This is a genomic window from Pseudogracilibacillus amylolyticus (SeqCode), from assembly GCF_051918545.1.
Classification (GTDB): Bacteria; Bacillota; Bacilli; order Bacillales; family Amphibacillaceae; genus Pseudogracilibacillus.
This window is the reverse complement of sequence record NZ_JBPPZG010000009.1, coordinates 1-16,506: the sequence shown is the minus strand read 5'-3', so window position 1 is coordinate 16,506 and position 16,506 is coordinate 1. Positions and strand designations below refer to the sequence as shown.

The window sequence follows — 16,506 nt, the reverse complement described above, 5'->3', positions numbered from 1 at the left end:
TCGTAAAATTGACAAATACGACTATCCTTGAAGGTCTGAGAAAAGCATCCTGTAGTCATATTCAATAAAATTATTATCTGCTTGATTTTTATAATGACGTATCGGGGATATTAGAAAAGAATTAGCAATAGATTTGGGGCAAAAATGTCTGTCATTAAAAGAAATTAAAAAATTTTAGGTTCAACAAAAATTGATAAAATTCCGCTACAACTCTGTGACAAATAATTAAAACCATAAGCCCAATCGTCATAAGGGTTTATGGCTATTTTCTATCTATTTTAGCTGCAGAAGTCAGGCGAACATGCAACAAGAAAATGTCCCTACATCTATTTTGTTACGTCATCCAAATGCAACGCTGATAGTAAACAATCAGTTTGAAATTTTTCCTATTTATGACTTTATAACAGTAATTTTTGCCATCTTGTGTAAACCGGAAGAGTCCTATAAATACTAGATTCGTAGCCGTTCACAACTACTTCACTAATAAACTTTTTATTTTTTGATTAGCATGTCATAAAATAAAGGTTCTTGACAATTAAATAATTGTTGCTCTATAATTTATTAATAACATCATGGAATTAATAAAAGGTTTAATGATTGTTTAATAGGTTTGAAAACGGTTCATAAAGGTTTATTTTGCTTTTTTTATCGCCAATTACTTACATGGTGTAAGAAAGAGGGTGGAAAATGAGAGTTAAAGACCAAAATTTTTTGAAAATAAAGAATCAGAGTATCGTTCTTGAGTATATTATCAAAAATGGTCCGATTTCCAGAGCTGAGATTGCGAAACATATGGAGATGAGTCCTACTTCAGCATCCCGAATTGTTGCTTCTTTACATGAGGAGCAGCTAATTAAAGAAGTATATTTACATACGGATGACATCGGGCGAAAAGCTACGTACTTTATGGCAAATGAAGATTCAGTCATTGCTGTTGGGGTTGAAATTGATGTTGGCGTGATTCGAATTGGTTTCATGAATTTAACAGGAGAGTTAATTGCTGAACATTCCTTTCCTTTCACGACAGATAGTTATGAAAGAGTAGCAGATTTTATCGGTCAGACTGTAAATGAATTGATTGATAAAGAAGCCATTCCGAACGATCGGGTGATTGGTGTTTGTATTGGTCTACCAGGGTTGATAGATAATAAAGAGGGGATCGTCGAGCTCTCAGCGCAGTTTAATTGGAAGCTAGTTTCTCTGAAAGAAATCCTTGAAGAAAAATTAGATTACAAACTATTTATTGATAACGAATTGAAATTAAAAGCGTTAGCTGAGTATTCGCGTTCATCACTGAATTACAAGAATATCGCAATGATTGGTTTTGGTAATGGAGTTGGGTCTGCATTAATTAGTGATGGCCAGATTTATCGAGGGAAAGATAATATGTCTGGAGAAATCGGCCATATGACTTTAGACCCTTACGGAGTATATTGTCCATGCGGTAATTTCGGCTGCTTGCAAACATATATTGCTACTGATTTTTTATTGAATGAAGCTTCCAAAACACGACCGATGAAACATATGAATGAATTAGTTCAAGCATATAACGAAGGTGAAAATTGGGCTGTAAATATTATTGATAAAGCTACTACATATGCAGTACTTGCCATCAATAATGTTGTTTGTGCGTATAACCCTGATGCCGTTTTTTTATCTGGAAGTTTAATAGAAAACTTTCCAGAAATTAGAGAAATTATTATAAATAAACATTCCAATAGCAATTTCTTTCCACAATCGCGTTCATATGAACTGTACGTTACAGAGCTTGAAGGAAATGGAGTTGTAAAAGGAGCGGCCCTAAGCGTACTACGCCGTTTTATTAAAAACTTACATGTTAAAGGTGATGTATAAAAATGGACTACCCGATTATTGCAGAGGAATCTAGAAATGGTACACTCGAAAACGTGCATCCTGGTGCTATTTGTATAGTTAATGAAAATAAAGAAGTAATCTATGAAAAAGGAAATATAAACCATCCTATATTTTACCGATCTGCAATGAAACCTTTGCAGGCCATACCAGTTTTTACGACGGATATTTTTCAAAAATATCATCTGACGGATGAAGAAGCAGCATTATTTATGGCGTCGCAGCGAGGAGAAAAATACCATGAAGATTCCCTGATCAGCTTAAAAGAAAAATTGGCTGTCTCAGAAGAATGTTTGGTATGCGCTGAAAGTTATCCTTTAAATGAAACGCCAAAATTGGAATATGTTCTTGCTCATAAACCGAAGCGGAAGTTACTTCATAATTGTGCCGGAAAACATTTAGGATTTCTCGGTTATGCAAAAATGAAAGGCTTAAGTCTTGAAGGGTATGAACAGATTGATCATCCTCTACAGCAAGAAATACTAAAAGACTTGTCTCTATTGGCAGAGGTTCCAGTAGATGAAATCAAGTCAGGTGTTGATGGATGTGGGGTTCCTGTCCATGCCATTCCATTAAAAAACATGGCAATATCTTATTTGAAATTTGTAACACCAGAACAAATAGCGGATAAGGAAATACAAGAAGCAGTGATTAAAATAGGCAAAGTGATGCATGCGCATCCAGATATTATTGCTTCCCATGATTTTATATGCAGTGTTTTATTACAGGATGAAAATATTATTGCTAAAGGAGGTGCACAAGGAGTTTATTGTCTTGCTTTAAAGAAAGAAAAAATTAGTATTGCTTTAAAAGTATTGAGTGGAGCTGAATTAATTTGGCCATTATTAGTTGCGGAGATTCTTAAAAAAATAAATTATCAGAATGAAGACACGATTACTAATTTACTTAAATTAAGAAACGAAACAATTCACAATGATGGTGGAAAACAAGTTGGGGAAACGAAAATTTATTTATAGAAAAAGAGAGGGAACAAGATGAAGAAATTTTTTGGGTTTTTATTTGTACTCGTATTAGCATTGGTTACTGCTGCATGTGGTGGAAATAATGATAACTCCGATTCAGCAGATAAATCAGCTGGAAAATCAGATGGTGGCGGTAAGAAAGAAATTACAATTGCGATTGATCAAAATTTCGTTACACTAGATCCTCATAATGCAGGTGATACAGTATCTATTTTTGGTGTCCGTTCGATGTATGAAGGATTAGTTGATTTTGATGAAAAGATGAATATTGAACCAGCATTGGCTGAATCATACGATATCAGTGAAGATGGATTAGTATATACATTCAAGTTAAGAGAAGATGTTACTTTCCATGACGGCGAACCTTTCAATGCGGAAGCAGTTAAAGCAAACTTTGACCGTGTGATGGATGATGCGAATAATTTAAGTGCTAAACGTAGTTTCCAATTCATCGACTCATTAGAAGTTATTGACGACTATGAAGTTGCATTCCATTTATCAGAGCCATTTAGTGCAATGATCAACAAGTTTGCAATGGTTCCAATGATTAGTCCAAAAGCAATTGAAGAAGGAACAAAATATGTTGAAGCAAATCCAGTAGGAACAGGGACATTTAAATTTGTCGAATGGAAACAAGGTACCACTTTAGAACTTGAAAAAAATGAAGAGTACTGGGGCGGAGATCAAACGAATGTTGAAAAAGTAATCTTTAGCCCAGTTCCGGAAAATGGTTCACGTGTGGCAATGTTGAAAACTGGGGAAGCAGATTTTGTATACCCACTACCACAGCAAAATGTGAAAGAATTGGAAAATAACGATGATATCACAATTGATGAATCACCATCTACTATTGCGCGCTATGTTTCCATTAATACATTTAAAGATCCTTACAGTGATTTAAAAGTTCGAGAAGCGATGAACTATGCAGTAGATAAAGAGGCATATATTCAAGTTGTTAAAGAAGGATTTGGACATGTTCTAGATTCCACAATGTCTTCTGAAACACAGTATTACTCTCAACAAGAACCTTATGAGTATGACGTAGAAAAAGCAAAAGAACTCTTAAAAGAAGCTGGCTATGAAGACGGATTTGAAGCAGAAATTTGGGGAAATACAAGCTCAGAGTCAGTTAAAGGAATGGAATTTATTAAACAACAATTAGCTCAAGTTGGTATTGATGTATCCATCAAATCGATGGAAGAAGGAACACTTTCAGATGAAATTTACACACCTGAAAAACCAGAAGATGCAAAAGTCCAAATGTGGTATGTAAGCTGGTCTCCATCATCTGGGGATGCAGACGGGGCAACTCGTGGATTATTCAGTAGTGAATTCTTCCCGCCAAATGGTGCGAACACAGCTTATTATGATAATGATGAGGTAACCGAGTGGATTAAAGCTGCAAATGCAACCGCAGATCCGAAAGAGCAGGAAGCAATTTACAAGGATATTCAGAGCACTGTATATAGTGATGCTCCATGGATTTTCTTAGCTACAGATGTCAACTTAGCAGCGCATCGTAATCATCTTGAGGGCGTTTATGTTGCACCAGATGGTTCAGTCGATATATCTCATGCACAAGTAAAATAAAATATAGAATAAATAAAGCTATTCATTCTATAACTATGGTAAAAATATTTCATGGAAATGTAACGAAGGGCTTATGAGAGTAAGCCCTCTCTTTATTTGGAGGTGTATTCTCTTTGTGGCGATATCTCATTAGACGAATTATTAGTTTGATCCCTTTACTATTAGTCGTTTCATTCGTTGTTTTTATGTTCATTCATATTATTCCAGGTGATCCAGCCCGATTATTAGCAGGAAAAGAAGCAACTGCGGAAGAAGTGGAAATGGCACGGGTAAGCCTTGGTTTGGATAAACCGTTATATGAGCAATATTTTGTCTATTTAAAAGGACTGCTCACAGGTGATTTAGGTTATTCGATAAAATCAGGGGCTCCGGTTAGCAAATTAATTGGAGATCGGATTTTACCAACGTTAGGACTGACTTTTCTAAGTATTGCTTGGGCACTTATTATTGGAATTTTAATCGGAATTATTTCTGCGGCATTTAGAAACAGATGGCCAGATCATCTTGGCATGTTTACGGCTGTTTCTGGAATTTCACTTCCAAACTTTTGGATCGGGCTTGTCTTAATTCAAGTATTTTCCGTGCAGCTTGGATTGTTTCCAACTGGTGGAGCGGAAGGGTTTAAAAGTTATATTATGCCATCATTTGCTTTAGGGGCAGGGATTATGGCAATGATTGCCCGCTTTACCCGTTCATCTCTTGTGGAGAGTATGAAGCAAGATTATATTCGGATGGGACGAGCGAAAGGGTTAGGCAGTAAGCAAATTGTTTTTGGACATGCATTAAAAAACTCATTAATTCCAGTTATAACAGTTGCCGGACTGCAATTTGGATTTTTACTCGGTGGTTCTGTCGTAGTAGAAACTGTTTTCAGCTTTCCTGGACTAGGGACATTGTTAATCGACTCGATCCAGTTCCGTGATTATCCAGTAGTTCAGGCGGAAATTTTATTATTTGCTTTTCAATTTATTATAGTGAATTTAATTATTGATATTGTCTACGGATTTTTAAATCCGAAAATACGACTTGAATAAGGAGGGAAAGATATACATGAACAGTCTTCAGACAGAGAGTGCAGAAATGGAACAAAGCAAATCACCGAATTCTTTTCTACAATTTTGGCGATCATTTCATCGTAAAAAAACTGCAGCGATTTCTCTGTACTTTGTTTTACTTTTGTTTATCATTGCGGTGATCGGACCATATATTACTCCTTACGATGCAGCAGAGCCAAATTATAATAAGGTGTTAGAAACACCATCTTTGGCACATTTTTTTGGTACAGATGAATATGGAAGAGATATTATCAGCCGAATTATTGCTGGAGCTAGAATTTCTTTATCTGTCAGTGTTTCGGCGGTTACACTCGGTGCAATTATCGGAACGATTCTTGGGTTAATAAGCGGATTTATCGGCAAATGGGTTGATAAATTAATTATGCGCATTTGTGACGTACTGTTCGCTTTCCCTGATTTAATTTTAGCAATCGGAATCGTAGCTATTTTAGGGCCGGGGTTAAAAAATGTCGTTATAGCGGTTGCATTTTTTAGTATCCCATCATTTGCAAGAATCGTGCGTGGAGCGACGTTAGAAGTAAAAGAAATGTTGTTTGTGGAAGCGGCAGAGTCCATTGGTGCAGGACGGCTTCGAATTATGTTTAAGCATGTTTTGCCAGAGACACTACCGACTGTTATTGTTTATTTCACCATGAATGTTGGAACAGCTATTTTAGCGGCTGCCAGCTTAAGTTTCCTAGGTTTAGGTGCGGAGCCATCATCACCTGATTGGGGCGCGATGCTAAGTGTCTCAAGAGATTATATCGGAACCGCATTTCATTTAGTGTTTTTCCCAGGGCTCATTATCTTCCTAACTGTATTAGCATTTAATCTTTTAGGTGATGGGTTAAGAGAAATGCTCGATCCAAAAATGAAAGATTAGGAGGGTTATAATTGCCAGATTTACTTGAAGTTAAAAATCTTAAAACAGGTTTTCATAGCGAAAATGGTTTTTTACCGGTTGTCCATGGAGTCAGTTTTAATGTCAAACAAGGTGAAATTGTCGGATTAGTTGGTGAATCAGGCAGTGGTAAAAGTGTTACATCTTTATCAGTTATGCGATTGTTTCACGATACACCGGGGGAAATCGTTGAAGGTGAAATTACGTATAAAGGGAAAAATTTATTAGATTTAACGGAAAAAGAAATGACAAGTTATCGGGGAAAAGAATTATCGATGATCTTTCAGGAGCCAATGACAGCGTTAAATCCTGTTTTGAAAATTGGCAGACAAATGCGTGAGACGATCATGATGCATATGGGTATGTCCAAGAAAGATGCCCACAAGTACGCGATTGAAACATTAGAATCTGTTGGTATTTCTCGGGCGGCAGAAATTATGAATGAATACCCGCACCAGCTTTCTGGTGGAATGAGACAACGAGTAATCATTGCGATGCAAATTTCGTGTAACCCTTCTTTACTCATTGCTGACGAGCCGACAACAGCACTTGATGTAACGATACAAGCACAAATTTTAAAATTATTAGAACGTATTCAAGCAAAAACGAATATGGGTATTTTATTAATTACGCATGATCTCGGTGTTGTTGCTGAAATTTGTGACAGAGTAATCGTTATGTACGCTGGAGAAATTGTGGAAGAAGCAACAGCGGTAGAATTATTTGAAAACCCTCAGCATCCGTATACAAAAGGGTTAATGAACTCAGTTCCGAAAATCGGCTCGAAGAAAAAACGGCTTGAATCTATTTCAGGTACCGTTCCAAATGCAAGCAATATGCCAAAAGGCTGTAAATTTGCACCTCGCTGCCCATATGCAATGCCGATATGCCAAGAGAAAGAACCGGGGTTAATCGCTTCGGAAAATCATTTAGCAAGATGTTGGTTATTGGATGAAGAAACTGTGAAAAAGGAGGAAAAGCAAGTTGACTACTAATTTAATAGAAGCGAAAGATCTTACAAAGCATTTTCCTCTTAATACAGGTTGGTTTCAAGAAAAGAAGGTAGTGAAAGCAGTTAATGGAATTTCATTTACTATAAAAGCCGGGGAAACATTTGGCTTAGTTGGAGAATCAGGTTGTGGGAAATCAACAACTGGTCGATTGTTAAATGGATTAATTCCGCTCGATTCTGGAACACTTCTTTTCAAAGGGAAAGATTTGTCCAAAGCAAGTAAAAGTGAATGGAAAAAGTACCGTCCTAAAATGCAAATGGTTTTCCAAGATCCGTATGCTTCACTAAGTCCAAGGATGAAAATTAAAGAAATTTTACGAGAGCCATTAGATATTCACCATAAAAATATGTCCTCAGCTGAAAAAAATAAACGAGTAGAAGATTTACTTGATAAGTGTGGAATCAGTAAATTTCATTTAAACAAATATCCACATGAATTTAGTGGTGGGCAAAGACAGCGAATTAGTATAGCGCGAGCGCTTATCTTAAAACCGGAATTAATTATTGCTGATGAGCCAGTGTCTGCTTTAGACGTTTCAATCCAGTCACAGATTTTAAATCTAATGAAAGATTTACAAGAAGAATATAATTTAACTTATTTATTTATCTCTCATGATTTAAGCGTAGTTGAACATATTAGCGACCGAGTAGGAGTAATGTACTTCGGTAACTTAGTGGAAGTGGCAACGAAAGAGGAGCTTTTTACGAACCCACAACATGATTATACGAAAACATTATTATCTTCGATTCCGCAAATGGTGCCAAAAGCGAAACGAAAAAATAATGAGGCGTAAATTTATTTTTGTGCGCGGAATTGAATGCGATAAGTAAGGAGAATAAAAATGGAGATTACGATTATTCCGATTCATAAAGCAGATGAGGAGCTAGCCTTTTTCCAAGAAAATTCAAGTGTTGATTTTGGTACGAGTCAATTCATCCAAAAAGAAGGGGAATTATTTTTATATATCGGATTAGGTGAGAACAAGCTGACATTTGAAGATGTACGCTTTTTAGGAGGTATTTGCCGGAAAGCATTATACAAAATGAAAGGTGCAGCTGTTCGGATCGATTATCAAGCGATCGTTAACCGATCCTTGAATTTACAGATTTCTGAAACGATCACCTGTTTTATGGAAGGATGGTATTTAGCTAACTATCAATTCCGTCCCTATAAAAAAGAGGAAGAGAAATTAAGTACGCTAGCGGTTCACTGGGAAGAGAAACGTTTTAAAGATTGGGAGCAGGAAGCTTACACAAGAGCAACTGCCGTAAATTTTGCTAGAGATTTATGTAATGAACCGGCAAATAAGTTAACACCGACTTCGTATGCACATTACTTAAGAAAAATGTTTAAAGATACGGATGTAGTCGTTGAAATTATTGAGGGAGATGCATTATCCACGGAAGAATTTCCAGGAATAAATGCTGTTTCTAAGGGAACCAGTGAACCAGCAAAGCTTGCTATTTTAACGTTAAATCGTCAGTCAGATCAGGAAAAAATTGCGTTAGTCGGTAAAGGGGTAACATTCGATTCAGGCGGAATCAATGCGAAGACAGCAAGCGATATCGGTGAAATGAAAATGGATATGGGTGGATCGGCTGCCGTTGCAGGTGCGATGAAATTATTAGCTGATACAGATGCAAGCGTTAATGTCGTTGCGATTCTTCCCCTTGTTCAAAATCTTGCAGACGGCAATGCATTTTTACCATCGGATGTTATTCAATATCCGAATGGACTGCATGTCGAAGTTGGTAATACCGATGCGGAAGGACGTTTAATTTTAGCGGACGGGTTATTGTACGCTCAATCGGTCGGTGCCAAAACAATTATCGATATTGCCACGTTAACAGGAAGTATCGGCAGTGCATTGGGTCTAAAAGCTGCTGGAGTTTTCAGTAATGCCGAAGAAGACTTATGGCAGTATAAAAAGCTGGGTGACGAGACTGGCGATTACATATGGCCAATGCCTGTATATGATGATTATATTCATTATTTGAAAAGCGATGCTGCCGATGTTAACAATATGAGCAGTTCCCAGTTTGGGGGAGCAATAACTGCTGCTTTATTTTTAAAACAGTTCATTGAACCCGATAAAAAGTGGATTCATATCGATATGGCGAATACGGTAAGACCATGGAAAGAACAAGGGTATTATGTTCAAGGTGCATCCGGATACGGAGTTCGTTTATTGTACGAGATAGTAAAAACTTTAGGTAACTAATAATTACTGTCTTTATATAAGATTAGCTAATTTACGTGTAGAGCGTTAGCCCATGTTAGAAGGTAAAAAGTTTTATAGATTAAACTAGTAATGTTTAAAAAATAACTTCGGAGTGATATATATGCAATTAGATTGGCCAGCACATTACGGAGACCCTTCATGGTTTTTACATGATCGATTCGGACTGTTTATTCATTGGGGCTTATATTCATTAAAAGCTAAAGATGAGTGGATCATGACGCAAGATAAGATAAACAAGGAAGAGTACGAAAAGTTATTTTACCAATTTGAAGCAGATCTTTATAACCCGAAAAAATGGGTGAAACAAGCAAAAGAGAGTGGAATGAAATACATTGTTCTAACGACGAAGCATCACGAAGGATTCGCATTATGGGATAGTGCCTATACGGAGTATAAAATTACCAATACACCTTATGGGAAAGATGCGTTAAAAGAGTTCGTCGAAGCATGCCGGAAAGAAGATATGAAAATTGGTTTCTACCATTCAGTTATTGATTGGCATCACGAACATTTTACAATTGATGGACTGCATCCTGCACGAGAAGACGAAGCTGTTAAAGCGGAAAATCGGGATATGAAAATCTATCAGGAGTATTTGTATAATCAAGTGGAAGAGCTTGTTACGAAGTATGGAAAAATTGATTATTTCTGGTTTGATTTTTCTTATGATGATCGCGAATGGAGCTGGGCAAAAGGAAAAGGCGCAAAAGATTGGCGTTCTGAGGAATTGGAACAGCTAATTTTAAAACATCAGCCACATATGATTATTAATAATCGCCTTGGGTTAGATCGAGGTGTTTATACACCGGAACAATATCAGCCAACAGAAGTTTTGATGACTTCTGATAATAAAAAAAGAGTTTGGGAAGCATGCCAAACATTTAATGATCGGTGGACTTATAATCCAAATAATTTAAACATGAAATCAGCTGAGATGATTATCAAATTACTCATTGATACAGTATCAAAAGACGGAAATTTACTAATGAATTTCGGTCCGACTGCAAGAGGGAATTTTGACGAAGCATCTACAAAGGTGTTAGAAGAAATCGCAGACTGGATGACATATCATAGCACGTCTATTTATGGTGCAGGTTCCTCTAGCTTACGTGCCCCTCAAGATTGCAGGATAACTGCAAAAGAGGATCGGATATTTATTCATATTTTTTCTTGGCCGTTTAGAACCATTCATTTGAAAAACTTTCCGCTGGATATTCAATATGCGCGATTTTTACATGATCACTCAGAGGTTACTGTAAAACGTTTTGACCCTGCAGATTTGATCCACCATGATTTGCCAGTTATTGCTGAAGATGAAGTTGTTTTAGAATTGCCAGTTATTAAACCAAATCATCTCGTTCCAGTTATCGAAATTAAGTTGAAATAGAAGTTTTTTAGTTGATCGTGTAAATTGAACAGAACAGAGACAATTATCCAAAAAACGAATGAGAAGATTTATGAACAGAAGGATGGACAGCATGAGTCAAAAAATAATCGGGATTGACATAGGTGGCACTTATGTAAAAATTGGTGTGGTCAATTTAGTAGGAAAGATCATAAAAAAGTGGAAAATTGAAACAGACAGACAAGCGCAAGGTAAACATATCGTTGATCACATTTGGAAATCTATTGAAGAGAATGTTACAACTACGGAACTAGAAAATACTCTTGGAATCGGAATTGGGGTTCCAGGGTTTATTGATAAAAAACAAGGGACGATAGATGCTGTCAATATTGGCTGGACCAATTATGAATTAAAAAGAAATTTTGAAGAAAGAACACATCTTCCCGTTGTCATAGAAAACGATGCGAACACCGCTGCTTTAGGCGAGTATTGGCATGATTCCATGAAGTCCGATCATTTGATGCTAGTAACATTAGGAACGGGCGTAGGAAGCGGAATTATTTTGGACGGAAATGTTTTACACGGTCATCAAGGGTTAGCAGGTGAAATCGGTCATTATGTGGTTGATCCTGATGGTCATCCTTGTAATTGTGGCAGGAGTGGCTGTTTAGACACGATTGCTTCTGCTACAGGTGTAGAAAGGGAAGCGATGAAAATAGTTCAGCAGGAACCAAATTCCAAGTTAGCAAAATTATATGCCTCTCATCAGCAGCTGACCGCTAAAGATGTTTTTCAACTAGCGGAAGCAGGTGACGTGCATTCACAGGAAATTATTGACCAATTAGTTGACAATCTTGGATTTGTTTTGGCGAACGTAGGAACGGTCGTTAATCCGTTTAAAATATTAATTGGAGGCGGCCTATCGCAAGCAGGAATTCCATTTGTACAACAAATAGAGGTATCTTTTAAGAAACATTCTCTTCGTTGGATTAGTGAAACTACGCAAGTAGAAATCGCAAAGTTAGGCAATGATGCAGGAATTATTGGTGCTGCCTATTTGATTAAAAAAGCACTGGGTAAGGAGACGTCAACATGTTATTAGAAGTGATTGGAATATGTTTAAAAGATGTAAAAGCAGCTGAAAAATATCATGCCGATCGAGTAGAGCTATGTCAGAGTATAGCTGAAGATGGATTAACTCCGAGTTATGGGCTAATTAAGTCAGCTGTAGAAGCAGTTAATATACCGATCAATGTAATGGTTAGGCCTCATAATAAATCATTTGTTTATGATAAAGATGATCTCATAGCGATGTGTCATGATATTCAAGCAATTAAACAGATAGGGGCTAATGGGATCGTTATTGGCCCTCTTACACAAGAAGGAATAATCGATGAGCCCACATTAAAAGTCTTATTGGAAGCTGCTGATGGCTTAGAAGTTACTTTTCATCGAGCATTTGACTTTGTAAGAGATCAAATGGAAGCATTAGAAACAATTCTTAAGTACAAGCAAATTACAACTATTTTAACAGCTGGTGGTGACGGACCTGCAACCGATTCAGCTGCTAATTTAATTCGCTTAATTGAAAAAACAAAAGGGACTCATTTAACGATTATGCCGGGGCATGGGTTACGGATTGAAACATTACGTTCATTTTATGAAGAAGTCCAACCAGAAGCACTTCATTTTGGTTCAGGTGTAAGAGAAGACTTCGATTTTGATAAGGATCTTTCTAAAGAACAAATTACTAGAATTAAAGAGTTAACTAAAGCGAATTAAAGGCTTGTTTATAGTAGGACGTAATGATGCCTTTATGATATTAAAAAATATTAAAATCATAAGCATAATAAAATGAATGTCATTACTCGCGAGAAAAAAGAAATCTGAGACTTATTTCATGCCCTTAGGTTTCTTTTTTTCTTACATCAATTTATACTATTTATTAAAAATGTTCTTTTGGTTCAATATTACGGAGAGGAGAATCATCTTGAATAATCGAAAGAAACCAGGGAAAAAGAAAGAAAATCAATCTAATAATTCAATCATCGATTTTATTGGTGACATGTTGTTTTGGATTACCGAGTTGTTATTATTACCTTTTCGATTAGTTATTTTTCTATTTAGAAGTGCCGGAAAACTTATCCGTAATATCTTTGATTTTATTTAAATAGAGATTATTTCTCTCGAAAAACTATCTTAATATTAGCGGGTCGTTAGTTATTAATCCATCGATACCTAATGACTTATACATATTTGCTTGATTCCGATTATTGACTGTATAAATATTTACTTCTATATTACGCTCATGAGCTTCGACAATCATCTCTTCCGTCACATAGAAATGGTTAGGATGAATGCTATAAATACATAAACCTGTATTCTGTATATAATCAAATAAGTTAATTAAGTTTATATGAAATAGTAAACCTATTTTTGCATTTGGGTCAATATGTGTTAATCTTTGTAAACTCACATGATCAAAGGATGAATAGACAACTTTATGTTCAACGCCATGACGGTAAACGAGGTCAAGGACTTTTCGTTCCAAATCTTTAGGGATAACAGGGCCATTTTTTAACTCAATATGAATCGTTCTTGGTTGATCACTGATTAATGACAATGTTTCATCCAAGGTTGGGATCGTTTCTCCTTTGTATTTTTTACTGAATGAAGAGCCGAAATCGTACTTTTTCAGTTGGTCGACGGTCAAATTATGAATGTAGCCTTTCCCATTACTTGTCCGGTTAATTGTTGCATCATGACAAATTACCGGTACACCATCTTTTGAAAGCCTTACATCGAACTCAATAGCATCTGCTTCTTGATCGAGCGCTTTTTTAAAAGCAGCTAATGTATTTTCTGGTGCATATGCAGAAGCTCCTCTATGGGCAATAATATTCATTATTTTCATCCTCTCTTTCAAAAGCTTATTCCCACTATAACAAAATGTACATAATATTTCTCGCTATTAAATCATAATATATACAACTGTAATTATGTTAAAAATCTTGAGTCTTTCCGATTTGTAAAAGGTAAGCAGATGCCTGAAGATTTAAAACAACCCAGTTGGGTTAATTGCTTTTGTTGTTTGTGGAAATTCAGCGATTTTACATGGGGATTCAGCGATTTTGTTCATGTATTCAGCGAATATACAAAAAAATCATCGATTGAACTAAAAATTCATCGATTTCAACAAAATTTCAGCGGAAAAAATCTGTAACACAATTAAACAAAAAATCCGCTTATTAAACGGCGGATTTTTTAATTCATTATTTAATTCGTAATTCTGTTTCAGGATCAAAGAAGTGACAATTGTCCATATCAAAATGAAGCTTCAATGTCGATCCCGCTACAATTCCAGTTCGAGCGTCGATTCGGGATACAACATTTTGTCCATTCACTTCTCCATATACGATCGTTTCAGATCCCATTAATTCAGCAACGTCAACACGAATGTTAATATTTAATTCATTTGAATAGTCTTGGTTAGATGTAGCGTCATAAATGTCTTCAGGACGGATACCAAGAATCACTTCTTTGTTGTCAAATCCATTGTCTTTCAACACTTTCAATTTGTTTTCAGGGATTTTAACTGAATGATCTCCTAATTGGATATGACCATTTGTAACGGTTCCATGTAGGAAGTTCATGGCTGGCGATCCAATAAACCCACCGACAAACACATTTTCCGGATTATCATAAATTTCTTTCGGTGTTCCAACCTGCTGAATGATTCCATCTTTCATAACTACGAGACGAGTTGCCATTGTCATTGCTTCGGTTTGGTCGTGAGTAACGTAAATCGTTGTTGTCTGTAAACGGTTGTGAAGCTTTTGAATTTCTGCACGCATTTGTACCCGTAATTTAGCATCCAAATTTGATAACGGTTCGTCCATTAAGAACACTTTTGGATCTCTAACAATTGCTCTTCCTAAAGCAACACGTTGGCGCTGACCACCTGAAAGTGCTTTCGGTTTTCTATCCAAAAAGTCTTCCAGGCCTAAAATTTTAGCCGCATTGTCTACACGTTTTTTAATCTCATCTTTTTTAAACTTTCGTAATTTTAATCCAAATGCCATATTGTCATAAACATTCATATGTGGGTATAGCGCATAGTTTTGGAAAACCATCGCAATATCGCGGTCTTTTGGTGCCACATCGTTCATTAAATTATTGTCAATATATAATTCACCATCAGAGATTTCTTCAAGTCCCGCAATCATCCGTAATGTAGTAGACTTACCGCAACCAGAAGGTCCTACAAATACAATAAATTCTTTATCTTCAATATGTAAATTAAAGTCTTTAACCGCGACAACATCTTTTCCATATATTTTTTTGATATTATTTAGTTTAAGTTCCGCCATCTCTTCATCCCCTTAAGTTTTATCTTACTGTAATTGTAAAATAAAACAGCGCTTTCATATATAACAAAATTGCACAAAGATTTGTCTGCTTTATGTGCAAATTGACGAATGAAGAGAGCTGTTAAATTTTTCTAGCAATCAATGCTAACTTTACAGCAAGGGCTTCATCAAAATTTTGGATATTAATACCTGTTTCATTCATGAATTTATCAATTCGATATTGCAAACTATTTCGGTGCATATACATTTTTTTTGCGGTTTCTGAAACATTTAAATTATAGTTGAGAAACATTTCAAGTGTCTGTAACATTTCCTCATCTCGTTCGAATTTTTTCAACACAGATGTAATTAATTGTTTTTTCGTTTGCTGGTCGGTTTGATGTAATAGTAAATAAGGAATCGATTGTTGATAGCTTATTACTTCTTTGTTTGTTAGTTGAAAAATTATTTTACCGCCTTTCATTAAAAATGTATAATATTGTTTTATATTGCTACTATCCGTTTGTATATCACCAATATAAAAATGAATATGAACTGATAAGTCTGCCATCAAAATATCGATAATTTGTGCATAATCAATTTGCTCTTCCATGAAGGAAATTTCTTCTATTAAAATCCCAGTTGTTTCATCCTCCCATAATATGGGGATATATTTACCGAATAATTCTGTAATGGCTTCTTTAAATGAAAAAGGATCAATCTGATCTGGCTGCATCGTAAAATAAATAAACCGAAAGGGTGAGGGGTGGGAAGCACTTGATTTTTCTTCTATTAAGTCGTACCAATACTCTTCTTCTGTTGTTTTTTCGGGTAAAAGTTGATTATATCTTTTTAAAAATGTAGATAAAAGAATGAGATCTTTTTTAGTAAGTTCTTGTCGAAGAATTCCGAATACCTTTTTTTCATTAGTTATAAACCACATATAGTCATCTATATGAGCCTGATTTTGTTGGTCATATGAAATAATCGATGGATAAATTTTTCTTAATTGATTCAACATAAAAGAAAATCTCCTTGTGTATTTTTAAGGTCTTTTTTTATATATTACCAAATTTAATGAGGAAATGTTGTATAATAGGCAAGTACGATAAGTGAGTGAGGAGAAGATAACATGAGTAAAAATGAAGTAGTATTA

The 16,506-nt window shown here is 35.7% G+C and carries 15 protein-coding genes and 1 pseudogene; 13 read left to right on the top strand and 3 right to left on the bottom strand.

Annotation, left to right across the window (positions count from 1 at the left end; all coding sequences use genetic code 11):
- Positions 1 to 5: 5 nt before the first annotated feature.
- The 13 genes and pseudogenes from ACPYKA_RS02010 to ACPYKA_RS01950 all read left to right on the top strand — a co-directional run.
- Positions 6 to 225, top strand: a pseudogene (locus ACPYKA_RS02010) (hypothetical protein); the annotation flags it as partial.
- A 462-nt stretch (positions 226 to 687) separates the two neighbouring features.
- Positions 688 to 1,854 (top strand): ROK family transcriptional regulator, encoded by a 1,167-nt coding sequence (locus ACPYKA_RS02005; RefSeq protein WP_479540749.1) that lies wholly within the window; start codon positions 688 to 690, stop codon positions 1,852 to 1,854.
- A 2-nt stretch (positions 1,855 to 1,856) separates the two neighbouring features.
- Positions 1,857 to 2,849 carry an asparaginase gene (locus ACPYKA_RS02000; RefSeq protein ID WP_479540748.1) on the top strand — a complete coding sequence of 331 codons (993 nt, stop codon included), beginning with the start codon at positions 1,857 to 1,859 and terminating at the stop codon, positions 2,847 to 2,849.
- A gap of 18 nt (positions 2,850 to 2,867) precedes the next feature.
- Positions 2,868 to 4,445 (top strand): glutathione ABC transporter substrate-binding protein, encoded by a 1,578-nt coding sequence (locus ACPYKA_RS01995; protein ID WP_479540747.1) that lies wholly within the window; start codon positions 2,868 to 2,870, stop codon positions 4,443 to 4,445.
- A 113-nt stretch (positions 4,446 to 4,558) separates the two neighbouring features.
- Positions 4,559 to 5,479, top strand: a complete 921-nt coding sequence (locus ACPYKA_RS01990; RefSeq protein ID WP_479540746.1) for an ABC transporter permease — start codon at positions 4,559 to 4,561, stop codon at positions 5,477 to 5,479.
- Positions 5,480 to 5,495: 16 nt separating this feature from the next.
- Positions 5,496 to 6,383, top strand: coding sequence for an ABC transporter permease (locus ACPYKA_RS01985; protein ID WP_479540745.1), 888 nt, complete (start codon positions 5,496 to 5,498; stop codon positions 6,381 to 6,383).
- Positions 6,384 to 6,394: 11 nt separating this feature from the next.
- On the top strand, positions 6,395 to 7,396 hold the full coding sequence (locus ACPYKA_RS01980; protein ID WP_479540744.1) for an ABC transporter ATP-binding protein: 1,002 nt from the start codon (positions 6,395 to 6,397) through the stop codon (positions 7,394 to 7,396).
- Positions 7,386 to 8,207, top strand: a complete 822-nt coding sequence (locus tag ACPYKA_RS01975) for an ABC transporter ATP-binding protein (RefSeq protein ID WP_479540743.1) — start codon at positions 7,386 to 7,388, stop codon at positions 8,205 to 8,207. The genes ACPYKA_RS01980 and ACPYKA_RS01975 overlap by 11 nt, the downstream gene beginning before the upstream one ends.
- A gap of 48 nt (positions 8,208 to 8,255) precedes the next feature.
- Positions 8,256 to 9,635, top strand: a complete 1,380-nt coding sequence (locus tag ACPYKA_RS01970) for a M17 family metallopeptidase (protein WP_479540742.1) — start codon at positions 8,256 to 8,258, stop codon at positions 9,633 to 9,635.
- A 121-nt stretch (positions 9,636 to 9,756) separates the two neighbouring features.
- Positions 9,757 to 11,043, top strand: a complete 1,287-nt coding sequence (locus ACPYKA_RS01965; protein ID WP_479540741.1) for an alpha-L-fucosidase — start codon at positions 9,757 to 9,759, stop codon at positions 11,041 to 11,043.
- 91 nt (positions 11,044 to 11,134) lie between these two features.
- Complete coding sequence (locus tag ACPYKA_RS01960) at positions 11,135 to 12,103, top strand: ROK family glucokinase (protein ID WP_479540740.1); 969 nt, start codon at positions 11,135 to 11,137, stop codon at positions 12,101 to 12,103.
- Positions 12,094 to 12,783 (top strand): copper homeostasis protein CutC, encoded by a 690-nt coding sequence (locus ACPYKA_RS01955; RefSeq protein ID WP_479540739.1) that lies wholly within the window; start codon positions 12,094 to 12,096, stop codon positions 12,781 to 12,783. Before ACPYKA_RS01960 ends, ACPYKA_RS01955 begins: the two co-directional genes overlap by 10 nt.
- A gap of 208 nt (positions 12,784 to 12,991) precedes the next feature.
- Positions 12,992 to 13,171, top strand: a complete 180-nt coding sequence (locus ACPYKA_RS01950; protein WP_479540738.1) for a hypothetical protein — start codon at positions 12,992 to 12,994, stop codon at positions 13,169 to 13,171.
- A 24-nt stretch (positions 13,172 to 13,195) separates the two neighbouring features.
- On the opposite strand, the gene ACPYKA_RS01945 is transcribed toward ACPYKA_RS01950, so the two are convergent.
- The 3 genes from ACPYKA_RS01945 to ACPYKA_RS01935 all read right to left on the bottom strand — a co-directional run bounded on the left by ACPYKA_RS01945 (position 13,196) and on the right by ACPYKA_RS01935 (position 16,371).
- Entirely contained in the window at positions 13,196 to 13,906 is a 711-nt protein-coding gene (locus ACPYKA_RS01945; RefSeq protein WP_479540737.1) for a glycerophosphodiester phosphodiesterase, read from the bottom strand.
- Between the two features lie 367 nt (positions 13,907 to 14,273).
- Complete coding sequence (locus tag ACPYKA_RS01940; protein WP_479540736.1) at positions 14,274 to 15,371, bottom strand: ABC transporter ATP-binding protein; 1,098 nt, start codon at positions 15,369 to 15,371, stop codon at positions 14,274 to 14,276.
- 121 nt (positions 15,372 to 15,492) lie between these two features.
- Positions 15,493 to 16,371, bottom strand: coding sequence for a PucR family transcriptional regulator (locus ACPYKA_RS01935; protein ID WP_479540735.1), 879 nt, complete (start codon positions 16,369 to 16,371; stop codon positions 15,493 to 15,495).
- Between the last annotated feature and the right edge of the window lie 135 nt (positions 16,372 to 16,506).

Coding starts and splice junctions, on each gene's coding strand:
- ACPYKA_RS02005 (WP_479540749.1), top strand. CDS start 688: ATGAGAGTTAAAGACCAAAATTTTTTGAAAATAAAGAATCAGAGTATC.
- ACPYKA_RS02000 (WP_479540748.1), top strand. CDS start 1,857: ATGGACTACCCGATTATTGCAGAGGAATCTAGAAATGGTACACTCGAA.
- ACPYKA_RS01995 (WP_479540747.1), top strand. CDS start 2,868: ATGAAGAAATTTTTTGGGTTTTTATTTGTACTCGTATTAGCATTGGTT.
- ACPYKA_RS01985 (WP_479540745.1), top strand. CDS start 5,496: ATGAACAGTCTTCAGACAGAGAGTGCAGAAATGGAACAAAGCAAATCA.
- ACPYKA_RS01970 (WP_479540742.1), top strand. CDS start 8,256: ATGGAGATTACGATTATTCCGATTCATAAAGCAGATGAGGAGCTAGCC.
- ACPYKA_RS01965 (WP_479540741.1), top strand. CDS start 9,757: ATGCAATTAGATTGGCCAGCACATTACGGAGACCCTTCATGGTTTTTA.
- ACPYKA_RS01960 (WP_479540740.1), top strand. CDS start 11,135: ATGAGTCAAAAAATAATCGGGATTGACATAGGTGGCACTTATGTAAAA.
- ACPYKA_RS01955 (WP_479540739.1), top strand. CDS start 12,094: ATGTTATTAGAAGTGATTGGAATATGTTTAAAAGATGTAAAAGCAGCT.
- ACPYKA_RS01945 (WP_479540737.1), bottom strand. CDS start 13,906: ATGAATATTATTGCCCATAGAGGAGCTTCTGCATATGCACCAGAAAAT.
- ACPYKA_RS01940 (WP_479540736.1), bottom strand. CDS start 15,371: ATGGCGGAACTTAAACTAAATAATATCAAAAAAATATATGGAAAAGAT.
- ACPYKA_RS01935 (WP_479540735.1), bottom strand. CDS start 16,371: ATGTTGAATCAATTAAGAAAAATTTATCCATCGATTATTTCATATGAC.